This window comes from Microbacterium thalassium (genome assembly GCF_014208045.1).
GTDB classification, from domain to species: Bacteria; Actinomycetota; Actinomycetes; order Actinomycetales; family Microbacteriaceae; genus Microbacterium; species Microbacterium thalassium.
On sequence record NZ_JACHML010000001.1, the window covers coordinates 1,446,404 to 1,463,872 of the forward strand.

The window sequence follows — 17,469 nt, forward strand, 5'->3', positions numbered from 1 at the left end:
TGACCGCAGCAAGCCGCAGGACGACAGCCGGATCGTGCCCGGGGGACGCCGCATGCCGGGCCTGATCGTCCACGAGTGGCTCGAGGCCAGCGGCGGGTCCGAGAACGTCTTCGAGACACTGGTCGACGCCTTCCCCGATGCCGGCCGCCTCTGCCTGTGGAACGACAGCGGCGGACGTTTCACAGACGTCGACGAGACGATCCTGGCGCGCACGCCGCTGCGGCGGAACAAGGCGCTCGCGCTGCCGTTCATGCCGGCCGTGTGGCGCTCCCTGCCGGAGCGCGACGCCGACTGGATCCTGGCCAGCAGCCACGTGTTCGCCCACCACGCCCGCTTCGGCGGGCCCGCGCGCGACGTGCCCAAGCTCGTGTACGCGCACACGCCGGCCCGCTACGTCTGGGTCCCCGAACTGGATCAGCGCGGTGACAGCCTCGCGGCGCGCGCGATCTCCGCGGCGCTGAAGCCCATCGACCGCCGCCGGGCGGCAGAGCCGACCGCGATCGCCGCGAACAGCCGCTACATCGCGGCCCGCATCGCCGAGAAGTGGGATCGCGAGGCCGAGGTCATCTACCCGCCCGTCGACGTCGGCGCGTTCGCGGCGCCGCTGACCCTCACCGACGACGAGCAGCGCATCCTCGACGCGCTGCCGAGCGAGTTCCTGCTGGGGGTGAGCCGCTTCGTGCCGTACAAGCGTCTCGACGCCGTGATCGAGGCGGGCCTCGCCTCGGGCATGCCGGTCGTGCTCGCTGGAGCGGGGCCCGAGGAGCGGCACCTGCGCGAGATCGGCGCATCGTGCGGCATCCCCGTCGAGCTGGTGCACCGGCCGTCGTACTCGCTGCTGCGCGCGCTCTACCGCCGGGCGTCGGCGCTCGTGTTCGCGCCCGTCGAGGACTTCGGCATCGTTCCCGTCGAAGCCATGGCCTCGGGCACGCCCGTGATCGCCAACGCCGTCGGCGGGGCATCCGAGTCGGTCATCGAGGGGGTCACCGGCGCGCATGTGACGACGTGGAAGCGCGGTGAGCTGCGCGAAGCCGTCGCCCGCGCGCTCGAGGCGCGCCCGCAGGACTGCATCGCCCGTGCCGAGGACTTCGACACGTGCGTGTTCACGTCACGCATCCGCTCCTTCGTCGGCGCGCACGCCGGCGTGAGCGCGCTGGTCTGACAGCGACGCCGCGTCCGCGACGTGCGGCGCGAGCCACGCCAGCAGGTCGCGGTCGAACGCCTCGGCGTCGAACCGGAGGGCGTGTGCGCTGATCCGTTCGCGCGGGATTCCCGCGCACACGTCGGCTGCGGCGGCGGTCTCGTCCGCCGAGCGCGGATCGAACAGGGCGCCGCTCACGCCGTCGACGACGGACTCGCCGGCGCCGCCGCGTCGGTTCGCCATCACCGGCGTCCCGGCCGCCATCGCCTCGACCGCGACGATCCCGAAGTCCTCGACGGGCGGGAAGACGAACAGCGACGCCCGTTCCATGAGGGCCCGCACGAGCGCGTCGCTGGGGCCGACGACCAGCCGGACGGGGACGGACGCCGCCGCGGCTGCTTCGCGCAGCTCGGCCTCCAGCGGCCCCGAGCCGGCGATCACGACCGGCCGGTCCAGCACCTCGCCTGCGGCGATCACGGCATCCATGCGCTTGTACGGGATGAAGCGCGACACTCCGAGCACGACGTCGACGGGGAGCTTGTCGAGCAGTCGCCGGTCGGCGTCGGTGAGGTCAGCCCGCCAGGCGCCGGTGCGGATGGCGGCGACATCGACCGGCGGGTGGACGACCGTCGCCTCGCGATCCCAGGAGCGCGCGATGCGGTCGGCGACGAACCGGCTGTTCGCGGCGAGCGCGGTCGCGTCGCCCGCCCGTCGCCGGTCGATCGCCCGGAGGGGTGGGCCCGCGATGCGCGCGGCCAGGTTGTCGCCGCGCGCGTCGAGCTCGGGGGCCCACAGGTAGCGCGCCGGCGTGTGCGCGTACACGAGCTTGGGCGTGCCGGGCTCGGTGCGGACGTGGTGGGCGAAGGCGTGCGAGCTCACCAGGGTCCACTCGTGCCCCCGCTGGCGGGGGATGCGCCACGTGACGGGCATGACGGGCAGCGCGAGGGCCTTGCGCCGGCGCAGCGGCGTGCGCGACAGCCAGGTCTCGCGGACGATGCGATCCGGGTATCGGTCGGGCGCGTCGCTCCACAGTGCGAGCATGTCCGCGTGGGGGAAGAGACCCGCCAGGCGGTCCAGCACGCGCTCGGCGCCGCCGGCGGGCTCGATCCACTCTGTGACGAGGAGGCCGCTCACGCTGCCGTCCCGCCCGGTCGCAGCGCCGCGCGCGCCGTGCGGAAGAGGATCACGAGGTCGCCGACCAGCGTCCAGTTCTCGACGTACGACAGGTCGAGCCGCACCGACTCCTCCCACGACAGGCTCGACCGCCCGGAGACCTGCCAGAGGCCCGTGATCCCCGGCTTGACCATGAATCGCCGGTGGACGTGGTCGGCGTACTTGCGCACTTCCCGCGGAAGCGGCGGACGCGGGCCGACGAGCGACATCGAGCCCGTCAGCACGTTGAACAGCTGGGGCAGCTCGTCGAGGCTGTATCGGCGGAGGAATCCGCCGATCCTCGTCGCGCGCGGATCGCGGTGCATCTTGAACAGCACCTCGTTGCCGGCATCCTGGCGCGCCCGCAGGCCGGTGAGCAGCTCCTCGGCATTGTGGACCATGGTGCGGAACTTGACCATGCGGAACTCGCGGCCGTCCAGCCCGACGCGGGTCTGCAGGAAGAGGGCCGGTCCGCGCGAGGTGACGCGGATGGCGGCGGCGATCGCCAGCATCACCGGGCTCAGCACGATCACGGCGATCGTGGCCAGGACCAGGTCGGCGGAGCGCTTCACCACCCGCTGACCCTTGCTGTAGCGCGGCGTCTCGACGTGGATGAGGGGAAGACCCGCCACCGGGCGCGTCTGGATGCGGGGACCCACGACGTCGACGATGCTCGGCGCGAGCACGAGATGCTGCCGGCCGGCCTCGAGCTCCCACGAGATGCGCTTGACGCTCGAGGGCGGCAGATCGTCGGTGCTGGTGATGGCCACGGTGTCGGCGGATGCGGCGCGCAGCACCGATGCGATGGCGCTGACATCGCCGAGCACAGGGATGTCGAGCCCGTCCACGCGGTCGCCGGCGCGCGTGCGCCCGCCGGGGACGCAGGCACCCACGACGTGGTAGCCGGCGCTCGGGACGCGCTGCAGCGCCTGCCCGATCTGCGCCACGGAGCGCTCCGAGCCGACGAGCAGCACGCGCGCGCTGAACTCGCCGCGCCGGCGCCGGGCGATGAGCCACTGGCGCCATATCCGGCGCTCCAGGAGCAGCACCGCGACGCCCAGCGGCAGGCTGATGAGCAGGTAGCCGCGCGCCACGTCGACGCGGAGGAGGAAGGCGACGATCGCGATGATGCCGAACAGGCGCGTGCTGACCGAGATGATGCGGATGTACTCCGTGGACCCGGTGCCGAAGACGCGGTCGGTCCGGGAGTCGATGAGGCTCAGCGACCACATCCAGAGCACCACGAGCCCGGCCGAGAACAGCCAGTAGGACACCACGCTCAGCCGCGCGTCCTCGCGGATCGACACGCGCGCCCCGCCGATGCCGAACCAGAACAGCTGCGTGCCGAAGACGACGGCCATCAGTACGACGAAGTCGCTCAGCGTCAGCAGCCGCGCGTACTTCGCGCGCCAGTCCGACCGCCGCGGCGGCGGCGCGGCCGCGGCGACACGACGGACCTCCGAGGTGTTCAGATCCTCGGGTTCCGGTTCGCTCGGCGTCCTCGCCGCGCCGATGACGTTCGACGCCACAGCACCCTTCCCCGCCGCCGGGGCGGCGTGCCCGCCCGTCAGGTGTGCGGGCGGCGTGGTTCTGCCATTCTGCCACCCGCCCGCCGATCCCGCCCAGGGTGGGGGATCGGTCGTGATCGGCTCGTGATGCCGTCCTCTCTGGGAAGGTGCTCCATACCGCGCGTCACGACACGCCCGGGTTTGCGACACGCCCGGGAGACCCGTAGACTAGTCAGGTTCCACATTCCGGCGCGCCTGTTGGCGTGCGCAGGATCACTGCCAGGGCAGTGCATAGGCGGCGCGTCACGCGCAAGGACCTAGGCCGCGGGCAGCAGAACACGATATCCGAAACCCCCACCCAGGAATGGGATCCGCACGTGCGCGTGCCGGCCGGGGGAGGAGGAGCCGGGGCGAGCCTCCGGTTTGACATCAGAACAGCGGTGCAGCAGCACCAGCGCAGCTGGTGAACGTGCCATGGCGCAGCAGCGCCACCGTGCGTCCAATGCCCTCGGAGCCTCCGAGAGGTATGACGCGAGACAGAGAGTGAGCAGACAAATGGCGGGACAGAAGATCCGCATTCGCCTGAAGTCGTACGATCACGCAGGCCTCGACTCGTCGGCCCGCAAGATCGTCGAGACCGTGACCCGTGCGGGCGCGAGCGTCGTGGGCCCCGTGCCCCTTCCGACCGAGAAGAACGTCGTGTGCGTCATCCGGTCGCCCCACAAGTACAAGGACAGCCGCGAGCACTTCGAGATGCGCACCCACAAGCGTCTGATCGACATCATCGACCCGACGCCCAAGGCCGTCGACTCGCTGATGCGCCTCGACCTTCCGGCCGACGTCAACATCGAGATCAAGCTCTGAGGTTCGACATGGCTGACATCAACTCCAAGATTTCCAAGGCCCTCCTTGGCACCAAGCTCGGCATGACCCAGGTCTGGGACGAGAACGGCAAGCTCGTTCCCGTCACCGTCATCGAGGTCGCTCCGAACGTGGTCACCCAGATCCGCACCGCCGAGAAGGACGGCTACAGCGCCGTCCAGATCGCCGCCGGTCAGATCGACCCCCGCAAGGTGAACAAGCCGCAGACCGCTCACTTCGAGGCTGCCGGCGTCACCCCCCGTCGCCACCTCGTCGAGGTCCGCACGGCCGATGCCGCTGACTACTCGCTCGGTCAGGAGCTCACCGTGGACGGCGCCTTCGAGGCCGGCCAGCTGGTCGACGTCGTCGGCACCAGCAAGGGCAAGGGCACCGCGGGTGTCATGAAGCGCCACAACTTCAAGGGCGTCTCCGCCTCGCACGGTGCGCACCGCAACCACCGCAAGCCCGGTTCGATCGGCGCTTCGTCGACCCCGAGCCGCGTCTTCAAGGGCATGCGCATGGCCGGCCGCATGGGCGGCGAGCGCGTGACCGTCCTCAACCTCACGGTGCACGCCGTCGACGCCGAGAAGGGTCTGCTGCTCGTCAAGGGCGCCGTCCCCGGCGCTCGTGGCCGCACCGTCTACGTCCGCAACGCAGTGAAGGGTGCCTGATCACATGGCTGACTCGACTCTCGCGCTCGACGTCGTGAACGCAGACGGCAAGAAGGCCGGCTCCGTGGAGCTGCCCGCCGACCTGTTCGACGTCAAGACGAACATCCCGCTCATCCACCAGGTCGTCGTCGCGCAGCGCGCGGCGGCTCGCCAGGGCACCCACTCGACCAAGCGTCGCGGTGAGGTCTCCGGCGCCGGCCGCAAGCCCTTCAAGCAGAAGGGCACGGGTAACGCCCGCCAGGGCTCGATCCGCGCGCCGCACATGACCGGCGGTGGAATCGTCCACGGCCCGAAGCCGCGCGGCTACGCGCAGCGCACCCCCAAGAAGATGATCGCCGCCGCCCTCCTGGGCGCGCTGAGCGACCGCGCTCGCGGCGAGCGTCTCCACATCGTGGAGTCGTTCGGCATCGAGGGTGCTCCGTCGACCAAGGCCGCCGCGGCGGTCCTGAACGGCCTCGGCGCCACCAAGAACGTCCTGGTCGTCATCGACCGCGACGACGACCTCAGCATCCTGAGCATTCGCAACCTCGCGTTCGCGCACCTGCTGACGTTCGACCAGCTGAACGCCTACGACGTGCTCGTCTCGGACGACATCGTCTTCACCAAGGACGCCTTCGACGCCTTCGTCGCCTCGAAGTCGGCCACCGAGGAGGTCTCGGCATGAGCGCCGTGAACAAGGACCCGCGCGACATCATCCTGAAGCCGGTCGTCTCGGAGAAGAGCTACGGGCTCATCGACGAGGGCAAGTACACGTTCCTCGTGGACCCCCGCGCCTCGAAGACCGAGATCAAGCTCGCCATCGAGAAGATCTTCGGCGTCAAGGTCGCAGCGGTCAACACCCTCAACCGCGTCGGCAAGGCCCGCCGCACCCGCTTCGGCACCGGCAAGCGCAAGGACACCAAGCGCGCCATCGTGACCCTGAAGTCGGGCACCATCGACATCTTCACGGCAGTCGGCTGACGGTCGGAATAGAGGACTAGAGATATGGCTATTCGCAAGTACAAGCCCACGACCCCGGGTCGCCGCGGCTCGTCGGTGGCGGACTTCGCCGAGATCACCCGATCGACGCCTGAGAAGTCGCTCCTCCGCCCGCTGAGCAAGACCGGTGGCCGCAACAACCAGGGCCGCATCACCACGCGTCACATCGGTGGCGGCCACAAGCGCCAGTACCGCGTCATCGACTTCCGTCGCAATGACAAGGACGGCGTGAACGCCAAGGTCGCTCACATCGAGTACGACCCCAACCGCACCGCGCGCATCGCGCTGCTGCACTACTTCGACGGCGAGAAGCGCTACATCCTCGCGCCGGAGAAGCTCAAGCAGGGCGACATCGTCGAGTCGGGTGCCGGCGCCGACATCAAGCCCGGCAACAACCTGCCGCTGCGCAACATCCCCACCGGTACCGTGATCCACGCCATCGAGCTCCGCCCCGGCGGCGGCGCGAAGCTGGCCCGCTCGGCCGGAACGTCGGTTCGCCTCGTGGCGAAGGACGGCCCGTACGCGCAGCTGCGTCTGCCCTCGGGCGAGATCCGCAACGTCGACGCGCGCTGCCGCGCGACGATCGGCGAGGTCGGCAACGCCGAGCAGTCGAACATCAACTGGGGCAAGGCCGGTCGCAACCGCTGGAAGGGCGTCCGCCCGACCGTCCGCGGTGTCGCGATGAACCCGGTCGACCACCCGCACGGTGGTGGTGAGGGCAAGACGTCCGGTGGACGTCACCCCGTCACTCCTTGGGGCCAGGCTGAGGGTCGCACCCGCCACCCCAACAAGGAGAGCGACAAGTACATCGTCCGTCGTCGCACCGCCGGCAAGAAGCGCAAGTAGGAGTAGAGGAAGATGCCTCGCAGCCTTAAGAAGGGCCCCTTCGTCGACGAGCACCTGCTTCGCAAGGTCGTCTCGCAGAACGAAGCCGGCACCAAGAACGTCATCAAGACCTGGTCGCGCCGCTCGATGATCGTCCCGGCCATGCTGGGTCACACCATCGCCGTGCACGACGGACGCAAGCACATCCCCGTGTTCGTGTCCGAGACCATGGTCGGCCACAAGCTGGGCGAGTTCGCGCCCACCCGCACCTTCCGCGGCCACGTGAAGGACGACAAGAAGGGCCGCCGCCGCTGACGCGGGGGCGATAGAGGAGAGAGAAATGGTGGAGTCCATCGCACGCGTGCGACACATCCGCGTGACCCCTCAGAAGGCTCGTCGTGTCGTCGCGCTCATCAAGGGCAAGCAGGCTGAGGAGGCCCTGGCCATCCTCAAGTTCGCGCAGCAGGGCGCGAGCGAGCCGATCTACAAGCTCGTCGCCTCGGCGATCGCGAACGCTCGCGTGAAGGCCGACAAGGACGGCGAGTACCTGGACGAGCAGGACCTGTACGTGAAGAACGCGTACGTCGACGAGGGCACGACGCTCAAGCGCTTCCAGCCCCGTGCGCAGGGTCGTGCCTTCCAGATCAAGAAGCGCACCAGCCACATCACCGTGGTGCTCGCGACCCCCGAGGTCGCCGAGACCGCCCCGGCAGCAACGAAGAAGGCGAGCAAGTAATGGGACAGAAGGTCAACCCGTACGGCTTCCGCCTCGGCATCACCACCGACCACGTGTCGCGGTGGTTCTCCGACTCGACGAAGCCGGGCCAGCGCTACGCGGACTACGTGGCCGAGGACATCAAGATCCGCAAGCTCCTCACCACGCAGCTCGACCGCGCCGGTGTGAGCAACATCGAGATCGAGCGCACGCGTGACCGCGTCCGCGTCGACATCCACACCGCCCGCCCGGGCATCGTGATCGGCCGCCGCGGCGCCGAGGCCGAGCGCATCCGCGCCGACCTCGAGAAGCTCACCGGCAAGCAGATCCAGCTGAACATCCTCGAGGTCAAGAACCCCGAGGCCGACGCTCAGCTGGTCGCCCAGGGCATCGCCGAGCAGCTCTCGGCTCGCGTGGCGTTCCGCCGCGCGATGCGCAAGGGCCTGCAGGGCGCGCAGCGCGCCGGCGCCAAGGGCGTCCGCATCCAGGTCTCCGGCCGCCTCGGCGGCGCCGAGATGAGCCGCTCGGAGTTCTACCGCGAGGGTCGTGTGCCGCTGCACACGCTGCGCGCGAACATCGACTACGGCTTCTACGAGGCCAAGACCACCTTCGGCCGCATCGGCGTGAAGGTCTGGATCTACAAGGGCGACCTGACCAACAAGGAGCTCGCACGCGAGCAGGCCAACCAGAAGCCTGCCCGTGAGCGCGGCGACCGCCGTCGCGGCCCCCGCAACAGCAACGCGGAGGCCCCCGTCGCAGAAGGAGCGTCTGCCTGATGCTTATCCCCCGCAAGGTCAAGTACCGCAAGCAGCACCACCCCAAGCGCGACGGCCAGGCCACCGGCGGCACGAAGGTCTCCTTCGGCGAGTACGGCATCCAGGCCCTCACCCCCGCCTACGTGACGAACCGTCAGATCGAGTCCGCTCGTATCGCGATGACCCGTCACATCAAGCGCGGCGGCAAGGTGTGGATCAACATCTACCCCGACCGTCCGCTCACCAAGAAGCCTGCCGAGACCCGCATGGGTTCCGGTAAGGGTTCGCCGGAGTGGTGGGTCGCAAACGTCAAGCCGGGTCGCGTCCTCTTCGAGGTCGCCGGCGTCAACGAGGAACTCGCTCGTGAGGCCCTGACCCGTGCCATCCACAAGCTGCCCCTGAAGGCACGCATCATCAAGCGCGAGGAAGGCGACGCATAATGGCGATCGGCACCAAGACGCTCGCCCCGAGCGAGCTCGACACGTTCGAAGACCAGCGCCTCGTCGAGGAGCTGCGCAAGGCCAAGGAAGAGCTGTTCAACCTGCGCTTCCAGTCGGCCACCGGCCAGCTCGAGAGCCACGGCCGCATCCGTGCGGTCAAGCGCGACATCGCGCGGCTCTACACCGTCATCCGTGAGCGCGAGCTCGGCATCCGTGCCACGCCCGCTCCGGTCGAGGTGACGAAGGCGAAGAAGACGAAGGCCAAGAAGGCGGATGCCGCCGAGGCCGTGAAGGAAGAGGCTGAGTGATGGCCACCACGAAGAAGGAAGCCTCGGCGACCGAGGTCGTTCCGGGCCACGAGAGCGCCGAGCACGACGTGCGCGACGCCGACGCCCGTGGGTACCGCAAGGCCCGCCGCGGCTACGTCGTCAGCGACAAGATGGACAAGACCATCGTCGTCGAGGTCGAGGACCGCGTGAAGCACCCCCTCTACGGCAAGGTCATCCGCCGCACCTCCAAGGTCAAGGCGCACGACGAGAACAACACCGCCGGCATCGGCGACCTCGTCCTCATCAACGAGACCCGCCCGCTCAGCGCCACCAAGCGCTGGCGCCTGGTCGAGATCCTCGAGAAGGCCAAGTAAGCCTCGGCTGCTTGGAACCCAAGGAGTAAGAAGTGATTCAGAACGAATCCCGCCTCAAGGTCGCCGACAACACCGGCGCCAAGGAGCTGCTCACGATCCGTGTGCTCGGCGGCTCCAACCGGCGTTACGCAGGCCTGGGCGACGTCATCGTCGCCACGGTCAAGGACGCGATCCCGGGCGGCAACGTAAAGAAGGGCGATGTGGTCAAGGCCGTCGTCGTCCGCACCGTCAAGCAGACCCGTCGTCCCGACGGCTCGTACATCAAGTTCGACGAGAACGCCGCCGTCATCCTGAAGAGCGACGGGGAGCCCCGCGGCACCCGCATCTTCGGCCCGGTCGGCCGCGAGCTTCGTGACAAGAAGTTCATGAAGATCGTCTCGCTCGCACCGGAGGTGATCTGACCCATGGCCAACATCAAGAAGGGTGACCTGGTCGAGGTCATCACCGGCAAGAAGCAGGACAACGGCGGCGACCGCGGCAAGCAGGGCAAGGTCCTCGAGGTCCTCACCGACCAGGACCGCGTCATCGTCGAGGGCGTGAACTACGTCACCCGTCACAACCGCGTGGGTCAGACCCAGCGCGGCACCAAGACCGGCGGCATCGAGACCTTCGAGGCGCCGATCCACATCTCCAACGTCGCCCTGGTCGACCCCGAGACGAAGAAGCCGACCCGCGTCGGCCACCGCGTCGAGGAGCAGGTCAAGGACGGCGTGAAGCGCACGGTCCGCGTGCGCTACGCGAAGAAGTCAGGCAAGGACCTCTGAATATGAGCACCTCCGCTGCCGTGGAGGCTGGCAAGATCCAGCCCCGCCTGAAGCAGAAGTACAACACCGAGATCAAGAAGGCGATGCAGGACGAGTTCGGCTACGCGAACGTCATGCAGATCCCCGGTCTGGTCAAGGTCGTGGTGAACACCGGTGTCGGCGAGGCCGCTCGCGACTCCAAGGTCATCGAGGGTGCGGTCGCCGACCTCACCAAGATCACCGGCCAGAAGCCCGTCGTCACCAAGGCCCGCAAGTCCATCGCGCAGTTCAAGCTGCGTGAGGGCCAGGCCATCGGCGCGCACGTCACGCTCCGCGGCGACCGCGCGTGGGAGTTCGTCGACCGCCTGGTCAACCTCTCGCTGCCCCGCATCCGCGACTTCCGCGGTCTGTCGCCGAAGCAGTTCGACGGCCACGGCAACTACACCTTCGGTCTCCAGGAGCAGTCGGTGTTCCACGAGATCGACCAGGACAAGATCGACCGCGTGCGCGGCTTCGACATCACCATCGTGACGTCGGCCGACACGGACGACGAGGGCCGCGCGCTCCTGCGCCACCTCGGCTTCCCGTTCCGCGCCGAGGGCGCTCAGGCCTGAGAACCCTGTGGGCCCGGGTCATCCGGGCCCACACCACCACAGGTCGGCCGTCGTGTAACGGCGTACGAAACCTGGTGAACAAAGGAAACACGAAATGACAATGACAGACCCGGTCGCAGACATGCTGACCCGTCTGCGCAACGCGAACTCGGCTCACCATGACTCCGTGTCGCTGCCGAGCTCGAAGCTCAAGTCGCACATCGCCGAGATCCTCAAGCAGGAGGGCTACATCTCGGGCTGGGACGTCGCGGACGCCCGCGTCGGCCAGACCCTCACGATGACCCTCAAGTACGGCCCGAACCGCGAGCGGTCGATCGCCGGCATCAAGCGCGTGTCGAAGCCCGGCCTGCGCGTGTACGCGAAGTCGAACGAGATCCCCAAGGTCCTCGGCGGCCTCGGCGTCGCGATCCTGTCCACCTCCTCCGGTCTTCTCACCGACCGCCAGGCCGAGCAGAAGGGCGTGGGTGGGGAAGTCCTCGCCTACGTGTGGTGATCTGACAATGTCGCGTATTGGACGTCTTCCCATCGACATCCCCGCCGGCGTGACCGTTTCGGTCGACGGCCAGGATGTCCAGGTCAAGGGCCCGAAGGGCGAGCTGAAGCTCACCGTCGCGAAGCCCCTCGAGGTCAAGGTCGAGGAGGGCCAGGTCCTGGTCTCCCGTCCCGACGACGAGCGCGAGTCGCGGTCGCTCCACGGCCTGACCCGCACGCTCATCAACAACAACATCATCGGTGTCACCCAGGGCTACACCAAGGGCCTCGAGGTCGTCGGCACCGGCTACCGCGTGCAGCAGAAGGGCTCGAACATCGAGTTCGCGCTCGGCTTCTCGCACCCCGTCCTGGTCGAGCCGCCCGCCGGCATCACGTTCACGGTCGAGGGCAACAACAAGATCACCGTGAGCGGCATCGACAAGCAGGCCGTCGGCGAGACCGCTGCCAACATCCGCAAGATCCGCAAGCCCGAGCCGTACAAGGGCAAGGGTGTGCGCTACGCGGGCGAGGTCGTCCGTCGCAAGGCCGGAAAGGCTGGTAAGTAACCATGGCTGTGAAGTCGAAGTCCGACGCGCGCGCGCGTCGTCACGCCCGCCTTCGCAAGAAGGTCGTCGGCACCACCGAGCGTCCCCGCCTGGTCGTCTCCCGCTCGTCGCGCCACGTGTTCGTGCAGATCGTCGACGACTCGAAGGGCCACACGGTCGCTTCGGCCTCGACGCTCGAGACCGACCTGCGCGCCTTCGACGGTGACAAGACCGCCAAGGCGCACAAGGTCGGCGAGCTGCTCGCCGAGCGCGCCAAGGCCGCCGGCGTCGCCGACGTCGTGTTCGACCGCGGTGGCAACCGCTACGCCGGCCGCGTCGCCGCGATCGCGGACGGCGCCCGCGAGGGAGGTCTGAACCTGTGAGCGAGAACAAGGAGAACAACGTGACCGAGCAGGCAGCTGCCGAGGCTCCGGCCGAGGCGCCCGCCACCGAGCGCGAGCCCCGCGAGGCCCGCCGCGGCGGTCGTGAGCGCAACCAGCGCAACGACCGCGGCGGTCGCGACCGCAGCGACAGCCAGTTCCTCGAGAAGGTCGTCACGATCAACCGCGTGTCGAAGGTCGTCAAGGGCGGCCGCCGCTTCAGCTTCACGGCGCTCGTCGTCGTGGGCGACGGCAACGGCGTCGTGGGCGTCGGCTACGGCAAGGCCCGCGAGGTGCCGCTGGCGATCTCGAAGGGCGTCGAGGAGGCCAAGCGCAACTTCTTCCGCGTGCCCCGCGTCGCCTCGACCATCCCGCACCCCGTCCAGGGTGAGGCCGCCGCCGGTGTGGTGCTCCTGCGCCCCGCCGCCGCCGGTACCGGTGTCATCGCCGGTGGTCCGGTTCGCGCCGTCCTCGAGTGCGCGGGCATCCACGATGTGCTGTCGAAGTCGCTCGGCTCGTCGAACACGATCAACATCGTGCACGCGACCGTCGATGCGCTCAAGCAGCTCGAGGAGCCCCGTGCGGTCGCAGCTCGCCGTGGCCTCGAGTTCGACCAGGTGGCCCCGGCGCGCCTCGTGCGCGCAGAGGCCGAGGCTGCCGCTGCCCCGAAGGTTGGTGCATGATGGCCGCGCGCCTGAAGGTTACCCAGGTCAAGTCCAAGGTGAGCGAGAAGCAGAACCAGCGCGACACGCTGCGCTCGCTCGGTCTCAAGCGGATCGGCGACTCGGTCGTCCGTCCCGACGACGCGCAGACGCGCGGCTACGTCAAGACCGTCGCTCACCTCGTGAAGGTTGAGGAGATCGACTGATGGCTGAGAACGCCAAGAAGGCTTCTTCGAAGAAGCCCGCGGCCGCCAAGGCCGACGAGAAGAAGGACGCCGCGGCCCGCCCCGGCGTGCTGAAGGTGCACCACCTGCGTCCGGTCCCCGGCGCCCACACCGCCAAGACCCGCGTGGGTCGCGGTGAGGCCTCGAAGGGCAAGACCGCCGGCCGTGGCACCAAGGGCACCAAGGCCCGCTACCAGGTCAAGGTCGGCTTCGAGGGCGGCCAGATGCCGCTGCACATGCGCACCCCGAAGCTGCGCGGCTTCAAGAACCCGTTCCGGGTCGAGTACCAGGTCGTGAACCTGGACAAGCTCGCCGAGCTGTACCCGAACGGCGGAGACGTCACCGTGAGCGACCTCGTCGCCAAGGGTGCGGTCCGCAAGAACGAGAAGGTCAAGGTGCTCGGCACCGGCGACATCTCGGTGAAGCTCACCGTGTCGGTCGACAAGGTCTCGGGTTCCGCCGAGCAGAAGATCGTCGCGGCAGGCGGCACCGTCAAGTAGTCCACGCCAGGGGGCCGGAGAATTTCGCTCCGGCCCCCTTGCGTTACCCTGGGAACGGTGCGCCTGTGCGCGCCGGCTTTCCCCCTCTCCTGGAGGCATCCTCTTGTTCAGCGCCCTCGCGCGGGTCTTCCGTACACCCGACCTCCGTCGGAAGATCGCATTCACCCTGGCCATCATCACGATCTACCGGCTCGGCGCCCACGTGCCCGCGCCGTTCGTCGACTTCCCCAACGTGCAGGCCTGCCTCGCGCAGTCGGCCAGCACCGACGGACTGCTGTCGCTGGTCAACCTGTTCTCGGGCGGCGCACTGCTGCAGCTGTCGATCTTCGCCCTCGGCGTCATGCCGTACATCACCGCGACGATCATCACCCAGCTGCTGCGCGTCGTGATCCCGCACTTCGAGACCCTCTACAAGGAGGGTCAGGCGGGCCAGGCCAAGCTCACGCAGTACACCCGCTACCTGACCATCGCCCTCGCTCTGCTGCAGTCGACGACGCTTGTCACTGTGGCCCGCAGCGGGCAGCTGTTCGGCGTCACCGGCATCCCCGAGTGCGAGCAGCTCCTCACCAACGATGTGTGGTGGGCGCAGCTGCTGATGATCATCACGCTCACCGCCGGCACGGGCCTCATCATGTGGTTCGCCGAGCTCGTCACCGAGCGCGGCGTCGGCAACGGCATGTCGCTGCTGATCTTCGTCTCGATCGCCGCGGCCTTCCCCGCGTCGCTGTGGGCGATCTGGCAGTCCCGCGGCTTCGAGGTGTTCCTCCTCGTGCTGGCCGTCGGCATCGTCATCATCGCGCTCGTCGTCTTCGTCGAGCAGTCGCAGCGCCGCATCCCGGTGCAGTACGCCAAGCGCATGGTCGGCCGCCGCACCTACGGCGGCACGAACACGTACATCCCGATCAAGGTGAACATGGCCGGCGTCGTGCCCGTCATCTTCGCATCGTCGCTGCTGTACATCCCGGCGCTCATCGCGCAGTTCAACCAGCCGCAGGCGGGCGAAGAGATCCCGGCGTGGGTCGCATGGATCCAGCAGTACCTCGTCAGCGGAGACCACCCGCTGTACATGGCGCTGTACTTCCTGCTGATCGTGGGCTTCACGTACTTCTACGTCGCGATCACGTTCAACCCGGTCGAGGTCGCCGACAACATGAAGAAGTACGGCGGCTTCATCCCGGGCATCCGCGCGGGACGCCCGACGGCCGAGTACCTGGACTACGTCCTGACGCGCATCACCGCGCCGGGCTCCATCTACCTGGGTCTGGTCGCCCTGCTGCCGCTGTTCGCCCTGGCCACGGTCGGCGCGAACCAGAACTTCCCGTTCGGCGGCGCATCGATCCTCATCATGGTCGGTGTCGGGCTCGAGACCGTCAAGCAGATCGACGCACAGCTTCAGCAGCGACACTACGAGGGGCTTCTCCGATGACCAACGCACCGCAGGCACGTCTTCTGATCGTGGGGCCGCAGGGCTCCGGCAAGGGCACGCAGGGCGTGCGGATCGCCGAAGCGCTGGGGATCCCGGCCATCTCGACAGGGGATGTGTTCCGCGGTGCGGTCGCCGCCGGCACGGAGCTCGGCGTGAAGGTCAAGACCATCATCGAGGCCGGCGACCTGGTGCCCGACGAGCTGACCAGCGCGGTGGTGCGGGAGCGCCTGTCGCAGGAGGACGCCGCAGGCGGGTTCCTCCTGGACGGCTACCCCCGCAACCTCGGGCAGGTCGGCGACCTCGACGCCTTCCTCGGGGGCCGCGGCGAGTCCCTCGACGCGGTCATCGAGCTGACGGTCCCGCGCGACGAGAGCATCTCGCGCCTCGCGCTGCGCGCGAAGGAGCAGGGCCGCACCGACGACACCGAAGAGGTCATCGCCAACCGCCTGGCCATCTACGAGCGCGAGACGGCGCCGATCCTCGACGTGTACCGCGAGCGCGGCATCGTCGACGAGATCGACGGCGTCGGATCGCTCGACGAGATCACCGCCCGCATCGTCGAGGCGCTCCGGGCCCGCGGCCTCGAGCGCTCGGCGGCGGCCTGACGTCGCCGTGGCGCTGCGCCGCTCCCTCTACAAGACCCCAGCGCAGCTGCGGGCGATGGTCGAGCCGGGGATGATCACGGCCGCCGCGCTCGAGGCGGTGCGCGACCGCATCGCGCCCGGCGTCACGACGGCGGAGCTCGACGCCGTGGCGCACCGTGCCATCACCGGGCGCGGGGCGCGGTCGAACTTCCAGATGGTTCGCGGATACCGGCACACGATCTGCGCCTCGGTCAACGAGCAGGTCGTCCACGGCATCCCCGGGGAGCGCATCCTCGAGGCCGGAGACATCGTGTCGGTGGACGCCGGTGCGGAGTACAAGGGCTGGAACGGCGACTCGGCGTTCACCGTCGTGATCCCCGATCCGCAGCGCCCCGAGCTCGTCGCAGAACGCGAGCGGCTGAGCGACGTGACCCGCGGCTCGCTGTGGGCCGGCATCGCGGCCCTCGCCACCGCATCGCACCTGGGCGAGGTCGGCGCCGCCATCGAGGACTACATCGAGGCCAACGCCCCGGGCGACGGCTACGGCATCCTGCGCGACTACGTCGGTCACGGCATCGGCCGCAAGATGCACGAGTCGCCGCCGATCTTCAACTACCGCACGCCCGATCGAGGCGCCGACGTGCGCCCCGGGCTCGCGGTCGCGATCGAGCCGATGGTCGTCATCGGCGATCAGGCGACCCTCGTCGAGGACGACGACTGGACCGTTTCCACCGTCGACGGCACAGCAGGCTCCCACTGGGAGCACAGCGTGGCCGTGCACGATGGCGGAATCTGGGTGCTGACCGCACCCGACGGCGGAGCGGCCGGCCTCGCACCCTTCGGTGTGACGCCCCAGCCGATCGCCTGAGCCTCCCGAGATCACCGGGCGCCCCGCGCCCGCCCCCCACAGCAAGGAAAGAGTGATGGCAGCACAGTCACGGAGCACGAACTGGTTCGCGGTCTGGGTGAGCGTCGGCGTGGTCGTCGCGCTCGCGCTCGTCGCGGTTCTCGTGATCACCCTCAACAACGCCGAGCAGGGCCCCGCGACGGCTCCGCAGGCGGCGGTCGTCGAGGAGGAGACCGGTGCCATCGTCATCGGCGACGGCGAGAACCGCCTCGACACCTACATCGACTTCATGTGCCCGATCTGCAACCAGTTCGAGCAGCTCTACGGCGAATCGATCCTGGCGCTGGCCGAGGACGGCACCGCGACGGTCGGCATCCACCCGATCTCGATCCTCGACCGCTACTCGCAGGGCACCGAGTACTCCACGCGCGCCGCCAACGCGATGTACTGCGTCGCGGTCGCCGACGGCGAGGCCGCCGTGCCGTTCATGCAGGCGATGTTCGCCAACCAGCCCGACGAGAACACCACGGGCCTCACCGACGACCAGATCCTCGAGATCGCGGCGAGCGTCGGCGTGACGGGCATCGACGCGTGCGTCACCGATCGCGAGTACGGCGACTACGTCGCGCAGCTCACCGAGGACACCCCGGTGCAGCCCGGGCTCGACGGGATCGCGACCCCGACCGTCGCGGTCAACGGCGAGGCGATCGCCAACGCCGACATCCCCGACCCGGCTGACCTCGCCTCGCTGTTCCAATAGGAGACCTCGCGGTCCGGGCCGCGC

27 protein-coding genes are annotated in these 17,469 nt (G+C 68.9%); 25 read left to right on the forward strand and 2 right to left on the reverse strand.

Features of this window, described 5'->3' with window-relative positions; all coding sequences use genetic code 11:
* The first annotated feature begins 52 nt into the window (after positions 1-52).
* Positions 53-1,162, forward strand: coding sequence for a glycosyltransferase (locus tag HD594_RS06620; RefSeq protein WP_184750193.1), 1,110 nt, complete (start codon positions 53-55; stop codon positions 1,160-1,162).
* Here HD594_RS06620 and HD594_RS06625 read toward each other — a convergent pair.
* Entirely contained in the window at positions 1,109-2,275 is a 1,167-nt protein-coding gene (locus HD594_RS06625; RefSeq protein ID WP_184750194.1) for a glycosyltransferase, read from the reverse strand. The two genes, HD594_RS06620 and HD594_RS06625, sit on opposite strands and share 54 nt — an antisense overlap.
* Positions 2,272-3,822 carry a sugar transferase gene (locus HD594_RS06630; protein WP_309297727.1) on the reverse strand — a complete coding sequence of 517 codons (1,551 nt, stop codon included), beginning with the start codon at positions 3,820-3,822 and terminating at the stop codon, positions 2,272-2,274. Before HD594_RS06630 ends, HD594_RS06625 begins: the two co-directional genes overlap by 4 nt.
* A gap of 534 nt (positions 3,823-4,356) precedes the next feature.
* Between HD594_RS06630 and rpsJ the strand changes: the two genes are divergently transcribed.
* From rpsJ to HD594_RS06750, 24 genes are all read left to right on the forward strand, one after another.
* Entirely contained in the window at positions 4,357-4,665 is a 309-nt protein-coding gene (gene rpsJ, locus HD594_RS06635) for a 30S ribosomal protein S10 (RefSeq protein ID WP_184750195.1), read from the forward strand.
* A gap of 8 nt (positions 4,666-4,673) precedes the next feature.
* A complete protein-coding gene (gene rplC, locus HD594_RS06640; RefSeq protein WP_184750196.1) occupies positions 4,674-5,333 on the forward strand; it encodes a 50S ribosomal protein L3 in 660 nt (219 codons plus the stop codon).
* A 4-nt stretch (positions 5,334-5,337) separates the two neighbouring features.
* Positions 5,338-5,997, forward strand: a complete 660-nt coding sequence (gene rplD, locus HD594_RS06645; RefSeq protein ID WP_184750197.1) for a 50S ribosomal protein L4 — start codon at positions 5,338-5,340, stop codon at positions 5,995-5,997.
* Positions 5,994-6,293, forward strand: coding sequence for a 50S ribosomal protein L23 (gene rplW, locus HD594_RS06650; RefSeq protein WP_184750198.1), 300 nt, complete (start codon positions 5,994-5,996; stop codon positions 6,291-6,293). The genes rplD and rplW overlap by 4 nt, the downstream gene beginning before the upstream one ends.
* 24 nt (positions 6,294-6,317) lie before the next feature.
* Complete coding sequence (gene rplB, locus HD594_RS06655; RefSeq protein WP_184750199.1) at positions 6,318-7,157, forward strand: 50S ribosomal protein L2; 840 nt, start codon at positions 6,318-6,320, stop codon at positions 7,155-7,157.
* A 12-nt stretch (positions 7,158-7,169) separates the two neighbouring features.
* The gene (gene rpsS / locus HD594_RS06660) at positions 7,170-7,451 is read left to right on the forward strand and encodes a 30S ribosomal protein S19 (protein WP_184750200.1); all 282 of its coding nucleotides are present in this window, start codon (positions 7,170-7,172) and stop codon (positions 7,449-7,451) included.
* Between the two features lie 25 nt (positions 7,452-7,476).
* Positions 7,477-7,872 carry a 50S ribosomal protein L22 gene (rplV, locus tag HD594_RS06665; RefSeq protein WP_184750201.1) on the forward strand — a complete coding sequence of 132 codons (396 nt, stop codon included), beginning with the start codon at positions 7,477-7,479 and terminating at the stop codon, positions 7,870-7,872.
* Positions 7,872-8,627, forward strand: coding sequence for a 30S ribosomal protein S3 (gene rpsC / locus HD594_RS06670; protein WP_184750202.1), 756 nt, complete (start codon positions 7,872-7,874; stop codon positions 8,625-8,627). The genes rplV and rpsC overlap by 1 nt, the downstream gene beginning before the upstream one ends.
* Positions 8,627-9,046 carry a 50S ribosomal protein L16 gene (gene rplP, locus HD594_RS06675; RefSeq protein WP_144874267.1) on the forward strand — a complete coding sequence of 140 codons (420 nt, stop codon included), beginning with the start codon at positions 8,627-8,629 and terminating at the stop codon, positions 9,044-9,046. Before rpsC ends, rplP begins: the two co-directional genes overlap by 1 nt.
* A complete protein-coding gene (gene rpmC / locus HD594_RS06680) occupies positions 9,046-9,354 on the forward strand; it encodes a 50S ribosomal protein L29 (protein WP_184750203.1) in 309 nt (102 codons plus the stop codon). The genes rplP and rpmC overlap by 1 nt, the downstream gene beginning before the upstream one ends.
* On the forward strand, positions 9,354-9,689 hold the full coding sequence (gene rpsQ, locus HD594_RS17670; protein ID WP_221446571.1) for a 30S ribosomal protein S17: 336 nt from the start codon (positions 9,354-9,356) through the stop codon (positions 9,687-9,689). Before rpmC ends, rpsQ begins: the two co-directional genes overlap by 1 nt.
* A 32-nt stretch (positions 9,690-9,721) precedes the next feature.
* Positions 9,722-10,090: a 50S ribosomal protein L14 gene (gene rplN / locus HD594_RS06690; RefSeq protein WP_184750204.1), complete on the forward strand. Its 369-nt coding sequence runs from the start codon at positions 9,722-9,724 to the stop codon at positions 10,088-10,090.
* A gap of 3 nt (positions 10,091-10,093) precedes the next feature.
* Positions 10,094-10,453 carry a 50S ribosomal protein L24 gene (rplX, locus tag HD594_RS06695; RefSeq protein WP_184750205.1) on the forward strand — a complete coding sequence of 120 codons (360 nt, stop codon included), beginning with the start codon at positions 10,094-10,096 and terminating at the stop codon, positions 10,451-10,453.
* A gap of 2 nt (positions 10,454-10,455) precedes the next feature.
* Entirely contained in the window at positions 10,456-11,046 is a 591-nt protein-coding gene (gene rplE / locus HD594_RS06700; RefSeq protein WP_184750206.1) for a 50S ribosomal protein L5, read from the forward strand.
* Positions 11,047-11,140: 94 nt separating this feature from the next.
* Positions 11,141-11,539: a 30S ribosomal protein S8 gene (rpsH, locus tag HD594_RS06705; RefSeq protein ID WP_184750207.1), complete on the forward strand. Its 399-nt coding sequence runs from the start codon at positions 11,141-11,143 to the stop codon at positions 11,537-11,539.
* A 7-nt stretch (positions 11,540-11,546) separates the two neighbouring features.
* Entirely contained in the window at positions 11,547-12,083 is a 537-nt protein-coding gene (gene rplF, locus HD594_RS06710) for a 50S ribosomal protein L6 (protein WP_184750208.1), read from the forward strand.
* 2 nt (positions 12,084-12,085) lie between these two features.
* Positions 12,086-12,445, forward strand: a complete 360-nt coding sequence (gene rplR, locus HD594_RS06715) for a 50S ribosomal protein L18 (protein ID WP_184750209.1) — start codon at positions 12,086-12,088, stop codon at positions 12,443-12,445.
* Positions 12,442-13,125, forward strand: coding sequence for a 30S ribosomal protein S5 (rpsE, locus tag HD594_RS06720; RefSeq protein WP_184750210.1), 684 nt, complete (start codon positions 12,442-12,444; stop codon positions 13,123-13,125). Before rplR ends, rpsE begins: the two co-directional genes overlap by 4 nt.
* Entirely contained in the window at positions 13,125-13,310 is a 186-nt protein-coding gene (gene rpmD / locus HD594_RS06725) for a 50S ribosomal protein L30 (protein ID WP_023954062.1), read from the forward strand. The genes rpsE and rpmD overlap by 1 nt, the downstream gene beginning before the upstream one ends.
* The gene (rplO, locus tag HD594_RS06730) at positions 13,310-13,828 is read left to right on the forward strand and encodes a 50S ribosomal protein L15 (RefSeq protein ID WP_184750211.1); all 519 of its coding nucleotides are present in this window, start codon (positions 13,310-13,312) and stop codon (positions 13,826-13,828) included. Before rpmD ends, rplO begins: the two co-directional genes overlap by 1 nt.
* A gap of 103 nt (positions 13,829-13,931) precedes the next feature.
* A complete protein-coding gene (secY, locus tag HD594_RS06735; protein WP_184750212.1) occupies positions 13,932-15,254 on the forward strand; it encodes a preprotein translocase subunit SecY in 1,323 nt (440 codons plus the stop codon).
* Complete coding sequence (locus tag HD594_RS06740; RefSeq protein WP_184750213.1) at positions 15,251-15,859, forward strand: adenylate kinase; 609 nt, start codon at positions 15,251-15,253, stop codon at positions 15,857-15,859. The genes secY and HD594_RS06740 overlap by 4 nt, the downstream gene beginning before the upstream one ends.
* 7 nt (positions 15,860-15,866) lie before the next feature.
* Complete coding sequence (map, locus tag HD594_RS06745) at positions 15,867-16,706, forward strand: type I methionyl aminopeptidase (protein ID WP_184750214.1); 840 nt, start codon at positions 15,867-15,869, stop codon at positions 16,704-16,706.
* A gap of 55 nt (positions 16,707-16,761) precedes the next feature.
* Entirely contained in the window at positions 16,762-17,445 is a 684-nt protein-coding gene (locus HD594_RS06750) for a DsbA family protein (protein ID WP_184750215.1), read from the forward strand.
* Positions 17,446-17,469 lie beyond the last annotated feature (24 nt).

What these genes read in the sequence shown, in the direction of transcription:
- rplB (WP_184750199.1), top strand. Translation starts at nt 6,318, where the DNA reads ATGGCTATTCGCAAGTACAAGCCCACGACCCCGGGTCGCCGCGGCTCG.
- rplX (WP_184750205.1), top strand. Translation starts at nt 10,094, where the DNA reads ATGGCCAACATCAAGAAGGGTGACCTGGTCGAGGTCATCACCGGCAAG.
- rplP (WP_144874267.1), top strand. Translation starts at nt 8,627, where the DNA reads ATGCTTATCCCCCGCAAGGTCAAGTACCGCAAGCAGCACCACCCCAAG.
- rplC (WP_184750196.1), top strand. Translation starts at nt 4,674, where the DNA reads ATGGCTGACATCAACTCCAAGATTTCCAAGGCCCTCCTTGGCACCAAG.
- rpmC (WP_184750203.1), top strand. Translation starts at nt 9,046, where the DNA reads ATGGCGATCGGCACCAAGACGCTCGCCCCGAGCGAGCTCGACACGTTC.
- HD594_RS06750 (WP_184750215.1), top strand. Translation starts at nt 16,762, where the DNA reads ATGGCAGCACAGTCACGGAGCACGAACTGGTTCGCGGTCTGGGTGAGC.
- rpsJ (WP_184750195.1), top strand. Translation starts at nt 4,357, where the DNA reads ATGGCGGGACAGAAGATCCGCATTCGCCTGAAGTCGTACGATCACGCA.
- HD594_RS06740 (WP_184750213.1), top strand. Translation starts at nt 15,251, where the DNA reads ATGACCAACGCACCGCAGGCACGTCTTCTGATCGTGGGGCCGCAGGGC.
- rpsQ (WP_221446571.1), top strand. Translation starts at nt 9,354, where the DNA reads ATGGCCACCACGAAGAAGGAAGCCTCGGCGACCGAGGTCGTTCCGGGC.
- rplF (WP_184750208.1), top strand. Translation starts at nt 11,547, where the DNA reads ATGTCGCGTATTGGACGTCTTCCCATCGACATCCCCGCCGGCGTGACC.
- rpsS (WP_184750200.1), top strand. Translation starts at nt 7,170, where the DNA reads ATGCCTCGCAGCCTTAAGAAGGGCCCCTTCGTCGACGAGCACCTGCTT.
- rplW (WP_184750198.1), top strand. Translation starts at nt 5,994, where the DNA reads ATGAGCGCCGTGAACAAGGACCCGCGCGACATCATCCTGAAGCCGGTC.
- rpsC (WP_184750202.1), top strand. Translation starts at nt 7,872, where the DNA reads ATGGGACAGAAGGTCAACCCGTACGGCTTCCGCCTCGGCATCACCACC.
- HD594_RS06620 (WP_184750193.1), top strand. Translation starts at nt 53, where the DNA reads ATGCCGGGCCTGATCGTCCACGAGTGGCTCGAGGCCAGCGGCGGGTCC.
- rplR (WP_184750209.1), top strand. Translation starts at nt 12,086, where the DNA reads ATGGCTGTGAAGTCGAAGTCCGACGCGCGCGCGCGTCGTCACGCCCGC.
- rpsH (WP_184750207.1), top strand. Translation starts at nt 11,141, where the DNA reads ATGACAATGACAGACCCGGTCGCAGACATGCTGACCCGTCTGCGCAAC.
- rpmD (WP_023954062.1), top strand. Translation starts at nt 13,125, where the DNA reads ATGGCCGCGCGCCTGAAGGTTACCCAGGTCAAGTCCAAGGTGAGCGAG.
- rplV (WP_184750201.1), top strand. Translation starts at nt 7,477, where the DNA reads ATGGTGGAGTCCATCGCACGCGTGCGACACATCCGCGTGACCCCTCAG.
- rplE (WP_184750206.1), top strand. Translation starts at nt 10,456, where the DNA reads ATGAGCACCTCCGCTGCCGTGGAGGCTGGCAAGATCCAGCCCCGCCTG.
- rplO (WP_184750211.1), top strand. Translation starts at nt 13,310, where the DNA reads ATGGCTGAGAACGCCAAGAAGGCTTCTTCGAAGAAGCCCGCGGCCGCC.
- rplD (WP_184750197.1), top strand. Translation starts at nt 5,338, where the DNA reads ATGGCTGACTCGACTCTCGCGCTCGACGTCGTGAACGCAGACGGCAAG.